Consider the following 20,234-nt stretch of genomic DNA (forward strand, 5'->3'; position numbering starts at 1 on the left):
GGTGGAGAAGAAGGAGGAGTCGTTCCAGGGCTACATGGACGCGATCGCTTCGATCACTTGCGTGGACCTGACCTGAGCGCGCACAGCCGATCGCAATGACCTGGCGATACCGGCGAGTTGCCGCGCGCGTGTCGTTGCCGGGTCTACCGCGCGTGCCACAGTGATTCCTGCCAAGGCGTGATCCGCCTCCTCCAGCCAGCGGGAGAATTGAGAAAAGGCAGGGTGGTCTGGGGTGAGCGCGTCCATCGCTGCGCGGCCACGCTCCAATCTTTCATGCGCCAACGCCAGCGCCGCTTCAAGCACCGCTTCCGGGCTGTGCTGGAGCTCGAGTTCTGAAAACGTGTTGGTTTCGTCGAAGTAGTGATAGCCATGCTCCGGTCCGCGCGGTTGTACCGCACGGTGGGCCGGGCCAACGCATCCGAGGTAGCGGCCACCCTCGCCACGCCGTGGCTGCATCACCGCCGTGAATGCGTTGCCACGGTGCGCGGTGGAGGAGTTCCACGGCGTACCGTTTTGCCACAACCGTTGTATGTGCTCCAGCGTTCCTGAGGGCATCTCCCCGCTCTGGCGGTACACCTCTTTCATGTATGCCAGATCGATGCTGCCGTAGCGCATCATCATTCTGCTGTATGCGTAACGGTTGCGGCCTTCGCTGGAGCGGGTGTTGAGTCGGCGGAAGGCCTTGGGGCCGGGCTCGGACTGGATGGCGTTCCAGTCCAGTGTGAACCAGCCACCTGCCACGGTGTAGCGGTACCCGGCATCCGGCGGGCAGTTCAGGTGGCCGGATTCCGGCGCCATTGCGTTGTTGTTGGCGTAGAGAAAGTCGAACGTGTTGCCCAGGGCGTCCAGACTGTGTTCCCTCACGATGGGGTGTGCGCTGTGGGGAGCGCCAGGACGGGATTCGAGCGAAAAACCACTTTGTGCATCCGCGAAGAGACCTCCCACCGTGCCCAGAGAGATGCCAGCGTCCCCGACGGGAAATGCCTGCAAACGTGCACGCGCATCCGCCGCATCCGAGCTGAACTGAAGCAGATGAAAGGTCGCCGGACCTCGCCGTACACCATATCCCCACTGAGCCTGCGGCTCGCCGGTGTTGGCGCCGCCATGGTGCACATAGGCCAGGCCCGCGGCGTTCATGCCTGGATGGCCCGCCATATGAAAATTTCCGAGCACTGGGATAGAGCCATTTGCCGAAAACGGGGTGTAGATGAAGGGGTGTCCCTCCTCCGGGAAAGCGACGATGGTGGCTTGGAAGGTGCAGTCGTGGTCGGTGCTTGAACCGGCGATGAGGGAACCGTCCGCCGTGGCACGTCCCCATGCGCAAATCCCACTGCACATGTCGGTTTCTGCCGTCAGCGTGCTGGCAGCAACGCCCAGGTAGGCGGCTGTGATGCGTGCGTCGCTGTCGCCCTCCATCTGTGCGAAGGCCATGGGACGGGCTTCCCGGGCTGGCGGTCGGATCCCTGTCCAAATCGCCACCGCCTGTTGGCGCGTCATCGGCAGACCAGCGTCGGTGCAGCCCTGCGCCATGCCCGACGCGAACGCCAACACGTCGGGCGTCAGGCGTTGCAGCTCGGCCTCCCAACGGGTGATTTCAAGTGCTTCGGTATCGGTGAAGGTGCGCTTGGCTTGTTGGGCGAAGACCCAGGGGCCGTATATGTCGATGACCTGCTGCGCATACTGCCAGCCCATCTCGGCATTGCTCCCTTGCAGCACGACCACGGGACAGATGGTGGGAACGAGGGGCACGTGGCCGGCGAACTGGATTTCAGCGCTGCGCCTGAGCTCGGGCCGTTGCACCGGGTTGGGAGGGCTGCCCGCCTCGCAGGCCAGTCGGATGTTTTCGCAAGCCGCTATGGACCGCTCGAAGCCACGCCGAGCCTCCTCGACAGCGGCCTGGACATCTGAGGCGGCGGCGGCAAATTCCCGATGGGTTCCGTCAGCTTGACCCAACCCCCATTTGGCCTGCGCGAGTCCAAGCAGCACGCTGTCGAGCGCGGTTCGTCCCGCGACATGGACGGGATCACTCCATCCTCTTTCAACAAAGGATCTGTTGGCATCGTGAACGGCGAACAACGCCTGCGTGCGCAACTGCTGGGCTTGGATAAAGGGGTCGGTCATGCTGGGGCTTCTCTGGATCAGGTGAAGATGAATGGATCGGTCTATGGGTTGCAGCGCCTAAGCGTGTCGCGCATCGCTCCGGTGCGCGAGTTCGGTCCCCAATTGCTTGGCACGGCATTGGCAGTGGGTAAAGCGGCGCAGGGCACTGGAGAGCGTGCGCAATTGCGCTGCCCTTGGTGATCCAGCATCCAGTTGCCCAAGGCGGTCTAGGCCCTGACTCAAGGCCTCGCGTGCCTTGTCCAGGATGGCCATGAAATAGCCGCTGTTGGCCACGCTTCCCTGGGCTTCGCATGCGCGTGTCCACTGGGCCTGGGCCAATGCAAGCAGCCGCTGTGCGCTGGCCTGAGCGTCGCGAACCAGGGCTTCTGGCGAGTCCTTGAGGCGGATCTCCCAGAACTCATTGACCTCATCGTGGTGGTGGTAACCGTGGCCAGGTATGTGCATCAAGGTCCGCCGGTTTGCGGGACCGATACAGCCCATGTACAGGCCGTTGCCGGCGCTGTCGGGTTGCATGACGCTGGTGAATGCGTTCACACGGTGGCACACCGAACTGGGCCAGGGTGCGCCTCCGAGCCATGCCTGCTCCATGTCGTCGCGCGACATGGGGGACCCATCGGCGTCCAGGCGCGGGGGCGCGCTGCCGCGAAGAATCCCCTCCATCGCTTCGACGTCGATCCGGCCAAACTTGGCTTTCAAGGCATCAAAGTGGTAGCGATTGCGCCCTTGCGAACTCTTGGTGGACAAGAGTGGGCTCACTCTGGCGGGCCCCAGGTGCAGGTGGTGCAAGGGCGCGTCCTCGAACCAGCCCTCGATCGGGTTGTACTGGTAGCCCGACTCGGGCGGTTGAAATCCGCCGCTGGAGCGCGGGTGCATGGAGTTGTTGTTGGCGTAAAGAAAGGTGTACCGGTGACCTTGTGTGTCGAAGCTGTGGGTACGGACGATGGCCTCGTGGCCAATGGCCAAAGACGGTCTCGCTTCGCACACATAGGCACCATGGACGTCGGCATAGAAGCCCCCGACGGAGCCCAGGATCGTCCCAACATCCCCGATGGGGCAACTCATTTCGAAGTCCAGCGCTTGCTGGGTGTTGCTGGCATAGCGCAGGTTGTGGAAGGTGGAAGCGCCCCGGCGCAGGCCGTAGCCGCGGTCGGCCTCGTGTTCGATGCCGTGCAAGCCGCCACCGTGGTGCACGTAGGCCAAGCCCTTGTCGTTCATGCCTGGGTGCCCTGCGAAGAAGTACTGGCCCAGCTGGGGAATGAATCCGTTGACCGAAAACGGCGTGTAGACGTAGGCATTTCCTGTGTCTGGATAGGCAACCACCGTGGCCTGGAAGGTGCAATCGTGGTCGGTGGTGGAGCCCGCGACCAGTTGCCCATGCGTCGTCGCGTCGCCCCAGGCGCAGCATCCGCTGCACAGGTCCTCGTGCGCTTCCACGTCCATGGGACGCACTGTCTGCCCGCCCAGGTAGGCCGAACTGGACCGGTCGTCACTGCCTTGACCCGCAGGCGCAAGGTCGCGAATGCCGTGGCCCTTGATGCCTTCGCGGATGGGTTCGAAGTGACCGGTCCAGAGTTGGATGGCATTCCAGTAGTCCAGGGGGATGTTCAGAGCCCTGGCCGCATCCACCCAGCCGCGAACCATGTCGCAGATCTCTGGTGTGAGGCGTTCGAGGTGTTCGTGCCAAAGACGAATCGTGCGCAGATCGTGGTCACTGAATTTGCGATCGGCCACGGTCTGGAAAACCCAGGGTCCATAGACATCGACGACCTGCTCGATGTACTGCCGTCCCATCTCGTAGGACGACCCTTGCAGCAGCACAATGGGGCAGACCGTGGGCACGATGGGCACGCCGTCCGCGAACAGGATCTCCGTGTCCCGGTGTTCCAGGACAGGTGGTGGGGCGTCCAACGAAAGAGCGGGTCCTTGATCGTCACCGTCCCTTGCTTCTTCTTCCAGTCTGGCCAATGACCGGGTCACGAGGTCCGTGCAACGTGCAAAGGCCGCCTCGGCCATTTCGGCATCTTCGGCGCTTGCGGTGAACGCCGTGAAGTACATCGCGGAGCCACAGAAGCGGCCCATGTGCCACTTGGCCTTGGCCAGGTACAGCAGCGCCAAGTCGATGGCTTCGCGCTCCCGGGCGTAAGGTATCGAATCGGTGTCTTTTCCGTTCAAAACCCTGATGGCGTCCGCGACGGCTTGATGGGTCGTCTCGAATGCGCGCTGCAGACGCGCTTGCCGGTCGCTCTGCGCCTTGTGTTTTTCCCGTGCGATTTCAATGTTCATTTGTGCCATCTTCAGAATGCTGCACACCGCTCTGACGTGCTCGCTGCGATGGAAATACTAGGAGCCCCGTCTTTGCGTGGGAAGGCAGTCATTCTTTGTCATGAAAACCAAAAGTTGTCATTTATTGACTTGAACTTCAAATAAATTGGCAAAATGAGGCTAAATTCTCGCCATTGAGAACACTTTCAGCTGTCATTTTTCATACCCGCACTCCGCCATGAAACTGCAACAACTGGAGTCATTGGTCGCGGTGGTGCAGCACGGCAGCATCCGCGCCGCCGCACGACATCTGCACCTGTCACAGGCCGCGGTCACCAAATCCATGCGACTGCTGGAAGAGGAGGCGGGCATGGCGCTGCTGCAGCGCCGTTCGCGCGGCATCGACCTGACGGACGCCGGTAAACGCTTGGTCGCGCGCGCGCGCATCATCACGCGCCAGGTGTCGCTGGCGCGTGATGATCTGAAGCAAACCGCCGGTGGCGATGCGGGCAGTTTGCGGGTGGGCATCACACCGTTTGTCACGCGCGCCGCACTGGGTGAGGCCTTTGGCTGGTTTCGCCAGCGCTACCGGAACGTGCAACTGGAGCTGGTGGACGGACTGGTGCATCGCGTGTTGCCTCGGATCCGCGACGGGTCTCTCGACTTGGCAATAACCATTGGTGACACCGCAGCGCAACTCAGCGATGACTTCAATGTCGAGCAGATCCAGCGCATGCGCCAATGTGTGGCTGTGCGACGTGGCCACCCGGCCTTGACGGCGCCAAGCGCTGCCGAACTGGTTCAATACGAATGGGTGGCCACGCAGCCCATGGGTGGTGACGGGCAAATGCATTTGTCGGCCATGTTCGCCTCGGCGGGGGTGTCGCCCCCAGAGCGCGTGATCATCTGCGAAGCGCTTCAGGCCATGGTTCTGTTGCGAAGCTCGGACGGTGTTGCCATCATGCTGCGGGAATCCTTGGCCCTGCCGGAGATGCAGGACATCGTGGCCATCGAGCACACCGGTCTGCAGCCTCCCGACGTTGCGTTGATGCGGGTGACCCGCTCAGACATACCACTGACGCGGGCTGGCGAATACTTCGCGCACTGCATTGAGCAGACAATTCGAAACGCGAAGTTCGTGTGATTGGCCGCGCAGGACAGGGCAGGGCACCTTGACTCAGGCCAGCACCGCACCAGCGCCCGAGACGCCCGCCGGCAACTTCAGCAGATCCAGCATGTTGCGCACGGTGCAGGCTGCCGTTGACGTCACCGGCAAGCCCAACCTGTCCTGCGCGGCCTGCAGGGCGGGCAGGGAGGGCATCTGCACACAGGCCGACAGGACCACGACGTCGGCGTTGGCAGTGCTCAGCCGCTTGACGTCCTCCAGCAAGCGCATGGGGTCACGACGGCCCACTTCCAGGTTGTCGGGGATTTCGAAGCAAATGCGATCGATGACCTCGATGCCTTCGGCCTCGATGTAATCAACGACCTTGTCGGTCAAGGCCTTCATGTAGGGCGCCATGAACGACACCTTCTTCGCTCCCAGGGCCTTGAGCCCGTGGATCAGCGCGCCTGCAGAGGTCATCACCTTCGACTCCGCGCCGGCCGCAACCACGGCCGCGGCCATGTCTCGCTCCACCTGGCGGTGAAAGCCCGCCCCTTGGGCCATGATCGCGACCAGGCAGGCCGTGCTCATCACGTCCACCCGCGCGTCGGCCAGCTCTGCCGCGCAACGCGCCGTCTGCGCATTCATGGCCTTGAGCTCTTCCGGCGTCACCTTGTGCATGCGCATGCGGCTGGCATGGAAGGTGAAGCGCTCGGGATGCGCCGCTTCGCGCGCGCGCAGCATGGCCGGTATTTCGGTCTCCATCGTGGTGTTGGAGCTGGGCACCATCTGGCCGATGCGGATGATGCGTGAGGGATGTGCTGTCATAGGCTGTCCTTGGCCGCCTGAAGGCGGCGTCTGAAATCGTCGGGTATGGGCACGGCGCGACGCTCCGTGCGCGGAATGCACACGGGGCTGAACACGCCCTCGAACACGGGCTGTCCGTTCGGCGTCGTCGCCTTGACCATCACGTCGTAGCTGGCGTTGCGGATCTCACCGATGGACACCGCCATGTCGAACACGTCATGGGGCCAGAGCGCGCCCTGGAACACCAGCGACATGCCTTTGCAAGGTGTGTCGATGCCGAGGTTCTTGCGGTAGTGAGCAGCTTCCGCGCCCAGGAGCTGTTCGTGAAACAGGGAGACGGCGGACACCAGGTAATCGGTGAAACGCGGCGTGTAGACCACCCCCGCGGGATCGCACTCGCCCCAGCGCACCCGTCGGCGCACCACGAAGGGTTGTGCGCTGAGCACATATTCCGTCGGCTCGGTCATGGGAGCGTGCTCAACCCAAGGCCTGCTTGCGCGCCACGTCGATGGCCGCCACCAGCTCGGGAAACTGCTCACGCAAGCGGTCTTCGCCGATGCGGCCCGTGCGGGTCATGTAGCTGAGGACAAAGTCGTGGACCCGCCCAACGTCCATGTGGCGGGCGATGTTCTCGTACCAGTCGAAGCTCTTCTCCGATGCTTCGATCAGGCGGGTTTTACCCGGCCGGCGTTGGGCTTCATACGCCTGGGTGATGGCGGACACATCGTCGGGATGCGCCACGATGGCCTGGGCCAGGGCGATCGAGTCCTCCATCGCGATGCGGGTGCCGGAGCCGATGGAAAAATGGGCACTGGACAGCGCGTCGCCGATCAGCACCGTCTTGCCCACCGACCAGCGCTGGTTGCGGATCACCGGGAACTGGCGCCAGATGGAGTTGCTGGAGATCAGGCGCTCGCCGTCCAGTTCAGGCGCGTAGATGCGCTCGAACAGCATCTGGCGCTCGTCGTCGTTCATCTGGTCGAGGCCACAGTGGAACCAGGTCGCTTCATCGCATTCGGCGACGAAGGTGCTCATGGTCGTGCTGTAGCGGTAGTAATGCGCCACGAAGTGCCCACCCGCATGTTCTCGAAACACCAGGGCCGGGTTGGCGAACAGCTTGTGGGTGCCATACCAGGCAAAGCGGTTGTGCAGGCTGCGCTGCGTGGTACCAAAGGCCTGGGCCCGCTGGGCACGAACGACGGAGTTCACACCGTCGGCGCCCACCACCAGATCGGATTCGGCGGTGATGCGTTCCAGACCACCGTTCTGGAGGTCCTGGCGTGCCGAGAACCGCAGATCGACGTCGGCGCTCCAGCACATCTCCTGCAGGATCTGCAGCAACTGGATGCGGGTGATCGCACCGCCCCCCGCACCTGGCCGTTTGACATCGATGCTCTGGTCGTTCAGGCGTATGGTCTGCTGGTGAGAGAAATGCATCGCGGCGCGCAACGCGTCGTGCGAGGCCTTGTCGGCCGCCTCCAGGTGCGACAGACCGGTGTCCGCCATCACGACGCCAAAGCCGAAGGTGTCCTCGGCCTTGTTCTGTTCGTACACTGTGACCGAAAAGTCGGGTCGCTGGCGTTTCACCAGCAGGGCCAGGTACAGGCCAGAAGGGCCACCGCCCACGATGCCAATCTTCATGCCACGTCTCCCGTGATGCGCAGGTTGTCGCGCGAGAACTCGGCGACGTGGCCCACCAGCCCTCCCGTCAGGGCGCCGTACCACACGGCGGGCTTGAAGCCCAGGGCCTTGCGGTTGAAGCTCAATTCGCCGGCGGTCGTGATGCGGGTGTAGCCGCGCGGACCGGCGCTGACCGTCACTGCTGTCTGCAGGCGCGCCTGCTCGATCAGGGGTCGGAACTCTTCGACGTTCAATACGAACAACGTGGCCATCACAACACCCCCTCGGTCAGGTGTTCAAGTTCTGCCCCCTTGCGGCGCCAGACGTCGTCTATGCAACTGAACGCGGCGGGGTCTCTCAGGTCTTCGAGTTCCATGCCGGCGCGGATCGTGCGTTCGGCGTCCTCGGCATCCAGCTCCACCATGGGGCGCAGTTGGAAGGTGATTTCCAGCGGGTAGCCGTTGGGGTCGGTGAAGTAGAGGGACTCGATGATTTCGTGGCGCGTTTCGTAACGCAGCGGCACGCCCTGCGCCAGCAGCCGCTGGCGCCACACCTCCAGGTCTTCGACCTTTTCCACCTGCCAGGCGGTGTGGGTGGCGGTGTAGAAGTGGCTCTTGGCAGGCGCCAGGTAGTCAGGACGCTCTGTGCCTATGTAGTAGAAAAAGGCGATGGTGCTGCCGTTGCCACTGTCAAAGAAGAAGTGCAGGAAGTCGGGGTGGCCCTCGGGCCAGCCGCGTGCCGAGATGGCGTGGACCAGGGGCAGGCCCAGCCGGTCGCGGTAGAACTCGACGGTTTCGCGCAGTTTCCAGGTGGGGCGGGCAGTGTGGTGCACACCATGTATAGGCGTGCTGCGGTGGGTGAGCGGGGTGTTCATCGTCAGGGCTCCAGGAAATGATTCGTTGGTGTTCATGCGCCGAAGCGCTGGCGCAGACTGAGCTTGTCCAGCTTGCCAACATGGGTCAGCGGCAATTCGTTCATGACCTCGATGCGTTCAGGCCACTTGAACTTGGCCAGGCCGTAGGCCTGCAGGAACTCGCCCAGCGTGGCCACGGTGGGTTCTGGCGCGCCGGGCTTGAGCACCAGGCACACACACATGCGCTCGCCGAGCAGCGGGTCCTTGAGGCCGATGACGGCACTGGCGGCCACGGCCGGGTGGGTGTTGACCGCGGTCTCAACCTCTTCGGCGTTGATCTTCTCGCCGCCGCGGTCCACCACATCCTTGATGCGGCCCTCGTACACGTGGTAAACCTTGCCGTCGATCAGTCGCTTGGACATGAGGTCGCCCGAGCGATAGAAGCCGTCGCTGGTGAAGGCCTCGGCGTTGCGTTCCGCGGCGTCGTGGTAGCCGTGCACGGTGTAGGGGCCGTGGAAGGCGGGTTCCCCCACTTCGCCGAGGGGCAGTTCTTCCTCGGAGCCGGGCCGCAGGATCTTCACCTCGTCGTGCGGGGAAATGGGCCGTCCCACCGTGCCGTAGCGTGCCTCGCTGCTGTCCGACGGATGGGTGAACATGATGACGCCCTCGGTCATGCCGAAGACATGAAAGGTGGGCACGCCGGTGAGCTTCTCCACCAGTTCCGCCCCCTTGGACGTGATGGAACCACGCGCATGGGCAAAACTCACCACACCTCTGGCCATGGCCGGCTGCAGCTTGGCCAACAATGGGCCGGGCAGCGTGAACCAGGTCGGCTTGTGCTGGCGCAGGATGCCCACCACCGTGTCCGCATCCAATGTGGGCGCCAGCGCGATGGCACCGCCGGCCAACAACATGGGCGCAGAGCAGCACACCAGGTTGAAGTTGTGGATGATCGGCATGGGGTTGTAGAAGCTGTCCTCGGCACGGAAGCCGAACCAGTCGATCACGGCGCGCATGTTGTAGAGGTAATCGCCCGAACTGCGCGGAATGATCTTGGGCACGCCAGTGGTGCCACCCGAGAGCTGGAACAAGGCCACCTGATAGGGGTCGCGAGGCACGGCCAGCACGCGCTGGCGCGCAGCGACCGGGTTTTGCGCCACCCACAGGTCACGCAGCGACAGCGCGTCGCCGCGGGCCTGTCCTCGCGCCACCACCGTGTGCTGCAGGCTGGGCACCTGGGCGCGCATGCGCATCGAGAATGCGACATGGTCGAACTTCGCATCATCGCCCTGCACCAGATGCAGCCGCGCGCGCGCATGCTGGGCCAGGTAGCCGATCTCGCGTTCGCGGTGCGAGGCCAGCGTGCACACCGGAATCAACCCGGCCTTGAAGCAAGCCAGCAGGCCAATGATGAGTTCGTTGCAGTTGGGCAGCTGGAACACCACGCGATCCAGCGGATTCAACCCGAGGTCCAGCAGGGCTGCGGCCGCTTGGTCAGTGATCTGATCAAGTTCGCCATGGGTGATCACACCCTCTGGCCCCACCAGGGCGGGCCGCTGCGCGTGCGCAGCGTGGGTGGCCATGAAGGCCTCGGCCAGCGTGGTGTGGCCGATGAAGCCGGCCTCGGTGTCGCGGCGCAGCTGTTCGGGCGGCGGGTAGACCACGCCGGGCAGGCGGTGGGCGGGGCCGAAGGCCTTGTGTGGTGACGGTGCAAGCATGGTGTTGTGCATCATTCCGGTTGAATGCCTGAAAGTCGAATCACGTCAACCCACCGGGCCTTTTCCTTCTTGACGAAGGCCTGCGATTCGGCCACCGAGCCGGGCATGGGGTAGGTGCCCAGGTTGCGCATCTTGACCACGGTGTCCGCGTCCACCACGGCTTTGTTGGCGGCACTGTTGAGCCATTGCACGGTGGCGGCTGGCGTGCCCTTGGGCGCGAAAAGGGCAAACCATCCCGAGACGTTCAGCTCCGGCACCACGTCCTTGGCCAGGGGAATACCCTCGAGTCCCGGCAGCTCCTGGGCAGCGGTCACCGCCAGCGCCTTGACGCGACCAGCCTTCACCATGGGCATCAGCGGCGCCACCCCGTCGATGTACAGCTGAATATCGCCGTTGACCACCGCCTGGATGCCAGCCGGTGTCGTGCCCATGGGGATCTGCTGGAACCTGACGTTCATCTTCTGGCCCATCATTTCTGCAGCCAAGTGCGGAATGGATGTGCGCACCGGGTTGCCCAAGGTGACCATATCGGGCTTGGCCTTGGCGCTGTCGAGGGCATCTTTCAGCGACCCCGGGCCTTTGGCGGTGTTGGCCACGAGCAGCATCGGGGTGTGTGCGATGGTTGCGATGGTCTCGAAATCACGCTCGAAGTCAAATTTGGCCTCCTTGTAGGTCAAGGGCGAGATGGCGACCACGGCCCCCTGAGGAAACAGCAAGGTGGTGCCATCGGCCGGCGCGGACTTGACCGCGTTGACAGCCACCAGGCCACCAGCGCCAGGCCGGTTTTCGACCACAAAGGTGGCGCCGATCTGGCCGCGCATGTGCTCGCTGACCAAACGCGCAATCACATCGGGTGCGCTCCCAGCGGGAGCAGGCACCACGACCTTGACGGTCTTGCCTTTCAGGTCTTGCGCCTGCGCGGGTGCGAAGGCGGCGCACGCCGCCAGGGCGGCGGCGGCGATCAGTGGATGTTGTTTCATCTTGTCTCCAGGGCGCTTGTGGTGATGGAACGGGTCTTCAGAACCGGGTGTCGAGCCAGTCCTGGATGTGCTGGCCGGCAATCTCCTGGCCGTTGGGCTCACCCGGCTCCAAGGCCAGGCCGTGGTGGTTGCCGCGCACCTGCAGATGGGTTTTGTCCTGGGTGGGCATGGCGGCCAGCATGGCTTGCACGTCGGCGGGGAACACACAGTTGTCGCCCGTGTATTCGATGACCAGAGCGGGTTGCCGCACCGACGGCACCGTCTTCGCCATGGCGGCATTGGAGGACAAGCCCGACCAGGTGGACAGCCACGACTCGGGCGTCACCACACGGGCAAAGCCGACACTGCCCAGGTTGGACACCGCAGGGTCGGCGCCCCAGAGCGTGCCGACCAGACGATCCGATGGGTCCAGCGAGGTGTCCCAGCAACGCAGATCGGCGTCGGTGCGCCAGACCTGGAAGATCGGCGAATGGCTGGCCAGCAGCTTGTCGGCGCGGTTGGGCGCCTCCTTCAAACGGCCGAGCGCCTCGCGTTTGCGTTGAATCATTGCTCGCGCCTTGGCATCGAGGCGTTCACAGCGGGCGACCTGCGCCGCGCGGTAGCGGGCGATGAACTCCGGCGTGTAACGGGCCGACGCCGGCGGACGATGGAAACCATTGGCCGGGCTGAACGGGTCCAGCGCCGGGTCGCAGGAGAAGGCATCGTTCTCGTCCGTGACCGACGGGTCGAGTGCGTTGAGCAGCAGCACGCCCTGGCCTGGATGGGGCGAGACAAAGATCAGGCCATCGACCGGCGGCAACTCGGCCTCGGCCAGTTTGGTGGGTCGCCCCCCAGGCGTGCGGGCGATGCGCTGGCCTGGGGGCAACTGCGACTGCTGGTTGTAGAAGCTCAGCAGACCCGCGCCACCCGAATTGCCCAGCAACACGATTTGCTCGAAACCCAGCGCACGCAACTGACGCACGCCGGCGGCGACGTCGAGCAACGCGATTTCATGCTCCAGCCGCAGGTCGTTGCCGATGGATCGGGGGGCCTGCGCCCAGAACGCCCAGCCCGCATGGAGCACGTCGGGCACGAGGTAGTGGGTCAAGACCATCTCGCGTGGGTGCATGGCCAGCACCGCTTTCTTCTCGCCACCCCGCGCGAACAGAAAGCCGAGCGCCCGCTGGCCGTCCTCGGTGGTCATCGAAAACGGCGTCGTGCTGAACGGCGTCTGCATGCGTGCGGCGTTCCAGGAGGCGCCACGCAGTCCGGCGGTCACGGCGACACGTGGCGTCTTGGTGGGGGTATCGGTCATCTTGCTCCTTAATTGGCGATGCGCTAATTAATAGTCTAAGTTAAATTAGCGCACCGCCAATTACGCGTAAACCCTAGTGAGGCGTGGATTAAACTGGCGCGACGCGACACCAGCCCCATGTCCAAGACCGATACCGACACCCGACTGAAGAAGCGGGCATCCCCCTCCGTACCCGATAACGCCGACGGTGTGCGCAGCCGCGTCGGGCGACGCCCCAAGGCAGCGGGCGACAGCAATTCAGCGGGCCTGACGCGCGAGGCCATCGTGGCGCATGCGCTGGCGCTGGCACAGGACGAACCGGTTTCCGAGATCACCACGGCCCGGCTCGCGCGCGACCTGGGCGTGGCGCCAGGCTTGATTTATTACTTCATGGGCAGCCGCGACGATCTGCTGTCGGCGGTGTTCAACGAAGCGCTCAAACGCCGCGTCGAGCAGTACCCGGAACTGACCGGGGACTGGCGACGGGACATGGAAGCGCTGCTGGCGCAGACACTGCGCTTTCAGCTGCAGTGGAAGGGCATCACCACCTATGTCGCCACCAACAACCGGCACCGGCTGTTCCAGCGCGTGGAACCCGGCCAGACCGACTACGGCCTGGTGTTCTTCGATCGCCTGGGCCGCATTTTGAAAAATGGCGGCTTCGACCCGGAACGTGCCGCCATGGCTTACCACCTGCTGATGCTGTTCATGACCTCGGTGGCCAACGCGCAGGTGCAACGGCAGGAGCCAGCGCAACACCAGGCCTACTTGCTGGAACACCTGTCCATGTTCAACGTCGCCGACTACCCCGGTGCGTATTTCCTGATGCCGGCGTTTGCGCGACTCACCACCGATGCGACAGTGGAAGAGGGCCTGCGCTTGCTCCTCGACCATATAGAGACATGGCGCCCGGCGGCAAACCCCCATGTCCATTCTTCCGTGCCAGCGCCATGACCCGTGTTGTTTTCACCCTGCCTGATCGGTTTGTGTTCTCGACCGACATCCAGATCTACATCAGCCACGTCAATCAAGGTGGCCATCTGGACAATGCACAACTGCTCTCGCTGGTGTCAGAAGCCAGGGTGCGGTTCTTTCAGTGGCTGGGGTACACGGAGGCCGAGGTGGGAGGGCTCTCCATCGTGGTCGGCGACATCGTCGCCCAGTACCTGTCCGAGGGTTACCACGGCGAGACCATGCACGTGGAGATGGTGCCAGCCGATTTCAACAAGTACGGGTTTGATCTGGTCTTCCGCATGACCGAGCGTACCCGGGGCAGGGAAGTTGCCCGTGGCAAGGTGGGCATCGTGTTCATTGACAAGATCAGCCGCAAGGTGGCCTCCATGTCGCCCGCCATCGTGGAGCGTCTGCGCGCTGCCTGCCGCTAGCACATCCGCGCGGGCTTCGAGGCCTGGACGCCACCACGTCCGTGGGCCCGCTGAAGCTGATGTCCGCCGTGCTGCAGCGTTGCGAGGCGCTGATGCTTCAGAGCAAGGTTCAATTCGTCCTCAGCCATTCGCATGCGGACGCACGAGGCGCGTTGGACCGCGAGCCCTTCCAACCGGCGCTGATTGGCGAGGACACCCTGGTGGCGGTGTCGGCGCCCGACAAGGTCGGCGCGCCGCAACACCCGCAGTCACGGCGGCGCAGGTCCACCGTGCCCATCCTGGCCTGCACCAGCGAATCGGGCCTGGGCCGCATCGTGCAGGCCGCGACCGGTCATCGGCTGGAGCCCATTCCTGTCGAGACCGTCTTGACCGCCCACCTCGCTTCCGTGCTGCGCACCATGGTGCTGGATGGGCGGGGCATCGCCTGGCTTCCTCGCACACTGATCGACGACGACTTGGTGAGCGGCCGCCTGGTCGCCGCGGCAGGGCCGGATTGGCTTGTGCCGCTGGAGATCAGGCTGTACCGCGATGCGCCGGCGCAGGGCCAGGCCAGGGAAGCCTTTTGGAGCAGCGCGGCAAGGGCGCCGTCCGCACCGGCGTGAACCTGTCGGCTAGCCTTAGAAATGCGCCTGAAGCCCCAGCCTGAGACTTCGGCCAGGCAGTGGCGACTTGCCTGGCGCGGTCTGCGTCAGGATGGAATTGGCGCTGTAGGCCAGCCGGTTCCCGATGTTGTCCAGGCGGGCGTACCAGAGCAATTCGGTCGCGCCGGCACGGGTTTTCCAGGTCAGGGCCGCATTCCACAGGGTGTAAGCCGCCGTGGTCCGTTCCCCCTCCGGCACCCGATCCTGGCGCGCCGCGTGGTCTAAACCGATGCGAGCTCCCCATGGCCCACGGGCCCAGGCCAGCGTGGCCCCGACGCGCACCGGCGCGATGCGTGGCAAGGGTTGTCCAGTGTCGAGGTTGGTCGCGCGCACCAGGTCGCCGCGAAGCTCCAGGTCCACCGTCGACAACCCATCCAGCAGGCGCACCGTGCCCTGGGCTTCCATGCCCTGGAAGCGGGCCCGCACCGGCCGGTAGGCGAACTCCGGCAAGTCGTCCCGCATCTCGCCCGTGGCCTCCAGCGAGATGTAGTTGTCGAAGCGGTTGGAGAACACGGCCAGCTTCGCCTGCCGTGGCCCGCTTTTCCATTGCAGGCCAAGGTCCAGCTGGGTCGAACGCTCCTTGCCGAGCGCGGCGTTGCCGCTCTCCCAGGCGCCGGTCGCCACGTGTGGGCCGTTGGCGAACAGCTCATGGTCCTTCGGCGCGCGCTCGCTGCGCGACAGGTTGCCGGTCAGTTGCCACGCAGGCGCCACGTTCCACAAGGCACCGAGGGCCATGCTGGCCGGGTTGAACGCCCTGCGGCCCACCACAAATCGATCGACTTGCGGATTGCCCAGTGATTCGACGGAGACCCGCTCGACACGGCCACCGAAACTCAGCTTGCCCCAGGACAGCCCGAGTTCTTCCAGAACAAACAAGGCGTGTTGCCGGGTGCGGCTGTAAGGCGCGAAGGCCTCGTCGCCGTCGGCCGAGAAGCGCGTGTTGTCGCCTTGCACACCGATGACACCCTCCAGCGCGCCCAGCTTGGCGTGCCGTGTCTCCAGTCGCCAGTCCGATCCCTTGTTCTTGAACCGCGTGCCCGGCTCACCGGCGTCAAACTCGGTATGAGCGTAGTCGGTGTGGCTGGCTTGCGCCTTCACGCTCTTCAGCCACGCACCGGCAAGGCGCCATTCGCCTTCGAGCGCGTACCGGTTGGAGCGCATGCCCAGGGTCACTTCGTCCTCGGCCGGCGTGCCGTAGTCGTTGCGGTAGGTGGCGACCGATGCACCGACATGGCCCTGATCAAAGAACACCGAGCCCCCCAGCGCACCGCCCCGGACATGGCTGGGCGAATTGCAGATGCGATAGGCATGCCGGGTCACCTCGCCCTGTGTGCAGGGCAGCAGGACCGGCACCGACACGTCCTGGGTGCGGCGATCCCATGCGTCCACGTGCAGGCCGACGCGTGCGTTGCCGCCCTCGATCAACACGCCCCCTCCGGCCTCGCGGTTGGCGGTGGCGAACCCAATGTCGGCCTTTCCGGTCACCGAGTCCACGGGTTCTTTCGGAATCCGGTTGTCGATCAGGTTGACGACACCACCCACTGCGTTGCCGCCGTAGAGCAGGGCGCCAGGGCCGCGCAGCACTTCGATGCGCTCCACGCTGAGCGGGTCGGCGGTGACCGCGTGGTCAAAACTCAGGCCCGACGCATCCAGCGTGCTGCCGCTGTTGGACAGGATGCGGATGCGGTCACCATCCAGCCCGCGTATCACCGGGCGGCTGGCGTTGGGTCCAAAGTAGGTGCTGCTCACCCCGGGCACGCCAGACAGCGTTTCCCCCAGCGTGGGCTGCGCGCGCAGCAACAGGCCGGTGCCTCCAAGGCTGGTGGCCGGCGCGATCAGGTCGGCGCTGCCCAGGGGGTTGGCGGTGACGGTCACCACATCCAGGGTGCCGGTGGTTTGCGCGAAAACACCCGCGGGCGCCCACGACAGGATGGCGGCGCCGATGGCGCCGTGACGAAAAAGGGAATACATGGACAAGTCTCGTTGAACAGGAACGACAGGCAGCGCGCACCTCGACGGTGAGCGCTGCCGCGAAAATGGTCAGCGAGACAAGGGTGGACCGCGCGCCTGGAACAGCGCCGCCCAGCGGGCAACGAACTCGCCCAGTAGAACGGCCAGCAGGCCGGCGGATGGCGCCATCGCTGGCAGGCAGAGCGGCGCAAACACAACGCTGTCGCCGTGGCTGAGCTGGTCGTACAGCACACATCCACCGTCATCCGCGTGCGCGGAGAACTTTTGCGCCCAGCCCGGAGCGCCATGCGCCTCGCCCACGCGCTCACCCTCGCCATGCAGGGCGGCGGCCGAAGCCGTCAGCCCTCGGGCGTGTGTGACGTGGTGGATGAGCCCCCACGTCTGAGCGAACATGAGCGCGAACAGCAGGAAAGCCGTCCAGCAAAGGCGTCGGGCCATCTGCGTTGTGGCTGGGTGGATCTGGGGCACCGGGCATCATAACTTCAAGCCTGCGGTGGCCGACCTCGGCCCACGCGCGTGGGTCTCGAGACCGGAAACGTTGGCCAGGACAGTTATGCCCGGCAACCGTGTCCAAACTTGTGGATATCTCCGGGCACAACTCCGCCAAGCCGCGCCGTTGTTGGCTTGGCAGGCAGTGCCTTTTTATTGAGCAACCAGTCCCCTTGACCCGGCCGCAGCGACCACGTCAGCCTGGCAAGCCCTGCATCAGCCCATAAAACAGCGCGGCCAGGAACACCGTCTCCAGCACCATCAGCGCCACCGGCTTCCAGCCCACCGTCAGGATGTCCTTGAGGTGGGTCTTCATCCCGATCGCCGCCATCGCCGCGATCAGACACCACTGCGACGCGCTCTTGCCCGCACTGACCACCGCCGCCGGCAGCCAGCCCGTGCTGTTGACCGCCACCAGCACCGCAAACGCCACCGCGAACCACGGCAGCAGCGGCGGGCGCGGCCCGCCCATCGCCTCGCCGCTGGCCAGCATCTGCCGGCGCGCCAGCCACGCCGCCAGCGCGATCACCGGCAGCAGCATCGCCACCCGCATCAGCTTGACCAGCGTGGCCGCGTCCCCCGCCTCGTGCGACAGGCTGTAGCCCGCGCCCACCACCTGCGCCACATCGTGGATGGTGCCGCCGATGAAGTAGCCCGCTTGCACCGGTGTCATGCCCAGCCATTGCGTGAGCATGGGGTACAGCACCATGGCCAGGGTGGACAGGGTGCTCACGCCGATCACGGTGAACAGCGTGGCCTGCTCCTTGCGTGGGTGCGCCGGCATGGCGGCTGAGAGCGCCAGCGCGGCCGAGGCCCCGCAGATGGCCACCGCCCCGCCGGTGAGCAGGCCGAAGAACATCTGGAAGCCCATCAACTTGGCCAGGGCGATGCCCACCACGATGGTCAGCGCCACGGCCAGCACCACCATGGCGATGGGCTGCCAGCCCAGGGCCATGACCTGGTCGGCGGTGATGCGCAGCCCCAGCAGCGCCACGCCCAGGCGCAGCACCTGCTGGGCGGTGAAGCCGATGCCGGCGGCGCTGCGGTTCTTCTGCCCGCCTTCTTCCTGCGTGAGGAAGTTCAGCGCCATGCCCAGCAGCAGGGCAAACAGCATGACCGGCGCGCCGTAGTGCTCGGACAGGAACATCGCCGCCACCGCCACCACGGCGCTGATGGCCAGGCCGGGCAGCAGGGGTTTGAGTCGGGCTTGCAGGTCGGTCATGGTCGCCATCGCCCTTCAGGCCTGCGCCAGCAGGTGGTCCTGGAACTGCTCGCGCAGCCGGTTCTTGAGCATCTTGCCGGTCGCACCCAGCGGGATGGCGTCCACGAACACCACGTCGTCCGGTGTCCACCACTTCGCGATCTTGCCTTCGAAGAAGCCCAGGATGTCTTCCCTGCTCAGCTCGGCGTTGGGCTTGGCCACCACCACCAGCAGCGGGCGCTCGTCCCACTTGGGGTGGCGCGCGGCGATACACGCGGCCATCGCCACGCCCGGGTGCGCCATGGCGATGTTCTCGATGTCGATGGAGCCTATCCACTCGCCACCGCTCTTGATGACGTCCTTGGCCCGGTCGGTGATGTTCATGAAGCCGTCGGCGTCGATAGTGGCCACGTCGCCGGTGGGGAACCAGCCGTTGCCTGCGCTGTCGGGCACCAGCGGGCTCTTCTCACCCTTGATGTACTGCTCCACCACCCAGTGCCCGCGCACCAGCAGCTCGCCACTGGCTTTGCCGTCCCAGGGCAGCTCCGCCCCGTCCTCGCCGACGATCTTCATGTCGATGCCGAACACGCCCCGGCCCTGCTTGGCCTGGATGGCGCGGCGCTGCTCGACCGGCAGCTTCTCCTGGTGGCCCTTCAAGATGCCCACCGTGCCGATGGGGCTCAGTTCGGTCATGCCCCAGGCGTGGATGACCTGCACGCCGTAGCTGTCCTCGAAGCTGCTCATCATGGCCGGCGGGCAGGCCGAGCCGCCGATGATGGTGCGGCGCATGGTGCTGAACTTCAGGCCGTTGCCCGCCACGTGGGCCAGCAGGCCCTGCCACACCGTGGGCACACCGGCCGACACCGTGACGCCTTCTGCTTCAAACAGCTCGTGCAGGCTCTTGCCGTCCAGCCCCGGGCCGGGAAAGACCAGCTTGGCGCCCACCATACACGCCGAGTACGGCAGGCCCCAGGCGTTGACGTGGAACATGGGCACCACGGGCAGCACCACATCGCGGGCGCTGATGTTGAGCGCGTCCGGCAGGGCCGAGGCGAAGGTGTGCAGCACGGTGGAGCGGTGCGAGTACAGCACGCCCTTGGGGTTGCCGGTGGTGCCGCTGGTGTAGCACAGGCTCGATGCGGTGTGCTCGTCGAAGCTGGGCCAGTCGAAATGGTCATCGGCCTGGCCGGCGATCACATCCTCGTAGCACAGCAGGCCCGGGATCTTCGAATCCGCGGGCATGTGGGCCTTGTCCACCATGAGCACGAACTTGCGCACGGTCTTCAGGCGCGACGCCACGGCCTCCACCAGGGGCAGGAAGGTCTTGTCGAAGCACAGGATCTCGTCCTCGGCGTGGTCGGCGATCCACACCAACTGGTCGGCGTGCAGGCGTGGGTTCAGGGTGTGCAGCACGGCGCCACTGCCCGAGACGGCGTAGTACAGCTCCAGGTGGCGGTAGCCGTTCCAGGCGATGGTGCCCACGCGCGCGCCCGGCGCCACGCCCAGGCCGGCCAGGGCCTTGGCCAGGCGGCGGCTGCGCGAGGCCAGCTCGGCGTAGGTGCAGCGGTGGATGTCGCCTTCGACCCGGCGCGAGACGATCTGCTGACCCGCGTGGTGGCGCTCGGCGTGGCGCAGCAAGGCAGAAATCAGCAGCGGCTGATGCATCATTTGACCCAGCATGGGAAGACCTCTTGTTTCGATGATCGGTCCCCGGCAAGCACACCAAGGACAAAAAAAATGCACTGGCCCGGCCAGTGCACGGCAGGGGGACCGGCAGGGGCGGGGCAACGGTGTATGATTGTGGTTGG

Annotated in this window: 18 protein-coding genes; 4 read left to right on the forward strand and 14 right to left on the reverse strand. The window is 65.1% G+C overall.

Going from position 1 to position 20,234, the window contains the following annotated elements:
* Positions 1-30: 30 nt before the first annotated feature.
* Both AAHB17_RS14095 and AAHB17_RS14100 read right to left on the reverse strand, forming a co-directional pair.
* Complete coding sequence (locus tag AAHB17_RS14095) at positions 31-2,121, reverse strand: hypothetical protein (RefSeq protein WP_342131258.1); 2,091 nt, start codon at positions 2,119-2,121, stop codon at positions 31-33.
* Between the two features lie 57 nt (positions 2,122-2,178).
* Positions 2,179-4,404, reverse strand: coding sequence for a hypothetical protein (locus tag AAHB17_RS14100; protein ID WP_342131259.1), 2,226 nt, complete (start codon positions 4,402-4,404; stop codon positions 2,179-2,181).
* 217 nt (positions 4,405-4,621) lie between these two features.
* Here AAHB17_RS14100 and AAHB17_RS14105 point away from each other — a divergent pair, with 217 nt between their 5' ends.
* Positions 4,622-5,527 (forward strand): LysR substrate-binding domain-containing protein, encoded by a 906-nt coding sequence (locus AAHB17_RS14105; RefSeq protein ID WP_342131260.1) that lies wholly within the window; start codon positions 4,622-4,624, stop codon positions 5,525-5,527.
* 33 nt (positions 5,528-5,560) lie between these two features.
* Here the strand turns inward: AAHB17_RS14105 and AAHB17_RS14110 are convergent, their stop codons facing one another.
* Genes AAHB17_RS14110 through AAHB17_RS14145 form a run of 8 tightly spaced genes read right to left on the reverse strand, consistent with a single transcriptional unit; the run spans position 5,561 to position 12,760 of the window.
* Positions 5,561-6,316, reverse strand: coding sequence for a maleate cis-trans isomerase family protein (locus AAHB17_RS14110; protein WP_342131261.1), 756 nt, complete (start codon positions 6,314-6,316; stop codon positions 5,561-5,563).
* Positions 6,313-6,762 carry an acyl-CoA thioesterase gene (locus AAHB17_RS14115; protein WP_342131262.1) on the reverse strand — a complete coding sequence of 150 codons (450 nt, stop codon included), beginning with the start codon at positions 6,760-6,762 and terminating at the stop codon, positions 6,313-6,315. Before AAHB17_RS14115 ends, AAHB17_RS14110 begins: the two co-directional genes overlap by 4 nt.
* A gap of 10 nt (positions 6,763-6,772) precedes the next feature.
* Positions 6,773-7,936 (reverse strand): FAD-dependent monooxygenase, encoded by a 1,164-nt coding sequence (locus AAHB17_RS14120; RefSeq protein WP_342131263.1) that lies wholly within the window; start codon positions 7,934-7,936, stop codon positions 6,773-6,775.
* Entirely contained in the window at positions 7,933-8,187 is a 255-nt protein-coding gene (locus AAHB17_RS14125) for a hypothetical protein (protein ID WP_342131264.1), read from the reverse strand. Before AAHB17_RS14125 ends, AAHB17_RS14120 begins: the two co-directional genes overlap by 4 nt.
* Positions 8,187-8,789, reverse strand: a complete 603-nt coding sequence (locus tag AAHB17_RS14130) for a VOC family protein (protein ID WP_342131265.1) — start codon at positions 8,787-8,789, stop codon at positions 8,187-8,189. Before AAHB17_RS14130 ends, AAHB17_RS14125 begins: the two co-directional genes overlap by 1 nt.
* Positions 8,790-8,821: 32 nt before the next feature.
* On the reverse strand, positions 8,822-10,486 hold the full coding sequence (locus tag AAHB17_RS14135) for an AMP-binding protein (RefSeq protein ID WP_342131266.1): 1,665 nt from the start codon (positions 10,484-10,486) through the stop codon (positions 8,822-8,824).
* 11 nt (positions 10,487-10,497) lie between these two features.
* Complete coding sequence (locus tag AAHB17_RS14140) at positions 10,498-11,466, reverse strand: Bug family tripartite tricarboxylate transporter substrate binding protein (protein ID WP_342131267.1); 969 nt, start codon at positions 11,464-11,466, stop codon at positions 10,498-10,500.
* A 37-nt stretch (positions 11,467-11,503) separates the two neighbouring features.
* A complete protein-coding gene (locus AAHB17_RS14145) occupies positions 11,504-12,760 on the reverse strand; it encodes an alpha/beta hydrolase (protein ID WP_446719600.1) in 1,257 nt (418 codons plus the stop codon).
* Positions 12,761-12,877: 117 nt separating this feature from the next.
* Between AAHB17_RS14145 and AAHB17_RS14150 the strand changes: the two genes are divergently transcribed.
* Genes AAHB17_RS14150 through AAHB17_RS14160 form a run of 3 tightly spaced genes read left to right on the forward strand, consistent with a single transcriptional unit; the run spans position 12,878 to position 14,726 of the window.
* Complete coding sequence (locus AAHB17_RS14150) at positions 12,878-13,693, forward strand: TetR/AcrR family transcriptional regulator (RefSeq protein WP_342131268.1); 816 nt, start codon at positions 12,878-12,880, stop codon at positions 13,691-13,693.
* Positions 13,690-14,124 carry an acyl-CoA thioesterase gene (locus tag AAHB17_RS14155; RefSeq protein ID WP_342131269.1) on the forward strand — a complete coding sequence of 145 codons (435 nt, stop codon included), beginning with the start codon at positions 13,690-13,692 and terminating at the stop codon, positions 14,122-14,124. The genes AAHB17_RS14150 and AAHB17_RS14155 overlap by 4 nt, the downstream gene beginning before the upstream one ends.
* Before the next feature lie 41 nt (positions 14,125-14,165).
* Positions 14,166-14,726: a LysR substrate-binding domain-containing protein gene (locus AAHB17_RS14160; RefSeq protein ID WP_342131270.1), complete on the forward strand. Its 561-nt coding sequence runs from the start codon at positions 14,166-14,168 to the stop codon at positions 14,724-14,726.
* A gap of 15 nt (positions 14,727-14,741) precedes the next feature.
* Here the strand turns inward: AAHB17_RS14160 and AAHB17_RS14165 are convergent, their stop codons facing one another.
* The 4 genes from AAHB17_RS14165 to AAHB17_RS14180 all read right to left on the reverse strand — a co-directional run bounded on the left by AAHB17_RS14165 (position 14,742) and on the right by AAHB17_RS14180 (position 20,106).
* Positions 14,742-16,736: a TonB-dependent receptor gene (locus tag AAHB17_RS14165; RefSeq protein ID WP_342131271.1), complete on the reverse strand. Its 1,995-nt coding sequence runs from the start codon at positions 16,734-16,736 to the stop codon at positions 14,742-14,744.
* A 69-nt stretch (positions 16,737-16,805) separates the two neighbouring features.
* Positions 16,806-17,174, reverse strand: coding sequence for a hypothetical protein (locus AAHB17_RS14170; RefSeq protein WP_342131272.1), 369 nt, complete (start codon positions 17,172-17,174; stop codon positions 16,806-16,808).
* A gap of 247 nt (positions 17,175-17,421) precedes the next feature.
* Positions 17,422-18,447 carry a YeiH family protein gene (locus tag AAHB17_RS14175; protein ID WP_342131273.1) on the reverse strand — a complete coding sequence of 342 codons (1,026 nt, stop codon included), beginning with the start codon at positions 18,445-18,447 and terminating at the stop codon, positions 17,422-17,424.
* Positions 18,448-18,462: 15 nt separating this feature from the next.
* Positions 18,463-20,106, reverse strand: a complete 1,644-nt coding sequence (locus AAHB17_RS14180; protein WP_342131274.1) for a 3-(methylthio)propionyl-CoA ligase — start codon at positions 20,104-20,106, stop codon at positions 18,463-18,465.
* Positions 20,107-20,234: the final 128 nt, after the last annotated feature.

Source organism: Hydrogenophaga sp. OTU3427 (genome assembly GCF_038440225.1).
Taxonomy (GTDB): Bacteria; Pseudomonadota; Gammaproteobacteria; order Burkholderiales; family Burkholderiaceae_C; genus Hydrogenophaga.

What these genes read in the sequence shown, in the direction of transcription:
- AAHB17_RS14095 (WP_342131258.1), bottom strand. Translation starts at nt 2,121, where the DNA reads ATGACCGACCCCTTTATCCAAGCCCAGCAGTTGCGCACGCAGGCGTTG.
- AAHB17_RS14100 (WP_342131259.1), bottom strand. Translation starts at nt 4,404, where the DNA reads ATGAACATTGAAATCGCACGGGAAAAACACAAGGCGCAGAGCGACCGG.
- AAHB17_RS14105 (WP_342131260.1), top strand. Translation starts at nt 4,622, where the DNA reads ATGAAACTGCAACAACTGGAGTCATTGGTCGCGGTGGTGCAGCACGGC.
- AAHB17_RS14110 (WP_342131261.1), bottom strand. Translation starts at nt 6,316, where the DNA reads ATGACAGCACATCCCTCACGCATCATCCGCATCGGCCAGATGGTGCCC.
- AAHB17_RS14115 (WP_342131262.1), bottom strand. Translation starts at nt 6,762, where the DNA reads ATGACCGAGCCGACGGAATATGTGCTCAGCGCACAACCCTTCGTGGTG.
- AAHB17_RS14120 (WP_342131263.1), bottom strand. Translation starts at nt 7,936, where the DNA reads ATGAAGATTGGCATCGTGGGCGGTGGCCCTTCTGGCCTGTACCTGGCC.
- AAHB17_RS14125 (WP_342131264.1), bottom strand. Translation starts at nt 8,187, where the DNA reads ATGGCCACGTTGTTCGTATTGAACGTCGAAGAGTTCCGACCCCTGATC.
- AAHB17_RS14130 (WP_342131265.1), bottom strand. Translation starts at nt 8,789, where the DNA reads ATGAACACCCCGCTCACCCACCGCAGCACGCCTATACATGGTGTGCAC.
- AAHB17_RS14135 (WP_342131266.1), bottom strand. Translation starts at nt 10,486, where the DNA reads ATGCTTGCACCGTCACCACACAAGGCCTTCGGCCCCGCCCACCGCCTG.
- AAHB17_RS14140 (WP_342131267.1), bottom strand. Translation starts at nt 11,466, where the DNA reads ATGAAACAACATCCACTGATCGCCGCCGCCGCCCTGGCGGCGTGCGCC.
- AAHB17_RS14145 (WP_446719600.1), bottom strand. Translation starts at nt 12,760, where the DNA reads ATGACCGATACCCCCACCAAGACGCCACGTGTCGCCGTGACCGCCGGA.
- AAHB17_RS14150 (WP_342131268.1), top strand. Translation starts at nt 12,878, where the DNA reads ATGTCCAAGACCGATACCGACACCCGACTGAAGAAGCGGGCATCCCCC.
- AAHB17_RS14155 (WP_342131269.1), top strand. Translation starts at nt 13,690, where the DNA reads ATGACCCGTGTTGTTTTCACCCTGCCTGATCGGTTTGTGTTCTCGACC.
- AAHB17_RS14165 (WP_342131271.1), bottom strand. Translation starts at nt 16,736, where the DNA reads ATGTATTCCCTTTTTCGTCACGGCGCCATCGGCGCCGCCATCCTGTCG.
- AAHB17_RS14170 (WP_342131272.1), bottom strand. Translation starts at nt 17,174, where the DNA reads ATGGCCCGACGCCTTTGCTGGACGGCTTTCCTGCTGTTCGCGCTCATG.
- AAHB17_RS14175 (WP_342131273.1), bottom strand. Translation starts at nt 18,447, where the DNA reads ATGACCGACCTGCAAGCCCGACTCAAACCCCTGCTGCCCGGCCTGGCC.
- AAHB17_RS14180 (WP_342131274.1), bottom strand. Translation starts at nt 20,106, where the DNA reads ATGCTGGGTCAAATGATGCATCAGCCGCTGCTGATTTCTGCCTTGCTG.